Source organism: Romboutsia weinsteinii, assembly GCF_002250835.2.
GTDB classification, from domain to species: Bacteria; Bacillota; Clostridia; order Peptostreptococcales; family Peptostreptococcaceae; genus Romboutsia_A; species Romboutsia_A weinsteinii.
Genome location: NZ_NOJY02000148.1, coordinates 1 through 917, shown reverse-complemented (window position 1 = coordinate 917; position 917 = coordinate 1). Strand labels below are relative to the sequence as shown.

Annotated in this window: 9 tRNA genes; all 9 read left to right on the top strand. The window is 52.5% G+C overall.

The features are described 5' to 3' along the window. Positions 1–70: 70 nt before the first annotated feature. The 9 genes from CHL78_RS20300 to CHL78_RS20260 all read left to right on the top strand — a co-directional run bounded on the left by CHL78_RS20300 (position 71) and on the right by CHL78_RS20260 (position 854). Positions 71–146 (top strand) — tRNA-Asn (locus CHL78_RS20300). 4 nt (positions 147–150) lie between these two features. Beyond that, positions 151–225 (top strand) — tRNA-Thr (locus CHL78_RS20295). An 8-nt stretch (positions 226–233) separates the two neighbouring features. Next, positions 234–318, top strand: a tRNA-Tyr gene (locus CHL78_RS20290). Positions 319–327: 9 nt separating this feature from the next. After that, positions 328–401, top strand: a tRNA-Gly gene (locus tag CHL78_RS20285). Between the two features lie 19 nt (positions 402–420). Then, positions 421–497: transfer RNA gene (locus tag CHL78_RS20280), tRNA-Arg, on the top strand. A 6-nt stretch (positions 498–503) separates the two neighbouring features. After that, a tRNA-Gln gene (locus tag CHL78_RS20275) sits at positions 504–579 on the top strand. 10 nt (positions 580–589) lie between these two features. Then, a tRNA-Lys gene (locus CHL78_RS20270) sits at positions 590–665 on the top strand. Positions 666–669: 4 nt separating this feature from the next. Continuing rightward, positions 670–758: transfer RNA gene (locus tag CHL78_RS20265), tRNA-Ser, on the top strand. Between the two features lie 4 nt (positions 759–762). Beyond that, positions 763–854, top strand: a tRNA-Ser gene (locus CHL78_RS20260). The last annotated feature ends 63 nt before the right edge of the window (positions 855–917 follow it).

Here is a 917-nt window from a genome sequence, read left to right as displayed (position 1 = left end):
AATGCCAGCCTGTCACGCTGGAGGTCGAGGGTTCGAGTCCCTTCCAGGTCGCCAAATTAACTTAATACGCGGGAATATGGCTCAGTTGGTAGAGCAATTGACTGTTAATCAATGGGTCACAGGTTCGAGTCCTGTTATTCCCGCCAATACGCTGGTGTGGCTCAACGGTAGAGCAGCTGACTTGTAATCAGCAGGTTGTAGGTTCGATTCCTATCACCAGCTCCATATAATACGGAGGATTTCCCGAGCGGCCAAAGGGGGCAGACTGTAAATCTGTTATCGACGATTTCGGTGGTTCGAATCCACCATCCTCCACCAATTTAATATGCGGGTGTAGCTCAATGGTAGAGTTCCGGCCTTCCAAGCCGGCTGTGAGGGTTCGATCCCCTTCACCCGCTCCAAATGATTTACCAAAAATGTGGGTGCATAGCTCAGCTGGATAGAGCAACGCCCTTCTAAGGCGTGTGTCCGGGGTTCGAATCCCTGTGCGCTCACCACATTAGAGGGGATTCGCCAAGTCGGTAAGGCATAGCACTTTGACTGCTACATGCGTAGGTTCGAGTCCTGCATCCCCTGCCAAATTAAATATGATCCATTAGCTCAGTCGGTAGAGCACCTGACTTTTAATCAGGGTGTCCCGCGTTCGAGTCGCGGATGGATCACCAACATGGAGAGGTGTCCGAGTGGTTTAAGGAGCTGGTCTTGAAAACCAGTGATGCTTAACGGCACCGTGGGTTCGAATCCCACCCTCTCCGCCAATATGGAGAAGTACTCAAGTGGCTCAAGAGGATCCCCTGCTAAGGGATTAGGCTGGGTAAACCGGTGCGAGGGTTCGAATCCCTCCTTCTCCGCCAATTATTAATCGAGGTGTAGCGCAGTTTGGTAGCGCACGTGGTTTGGGACCATGGGGCCGGGGG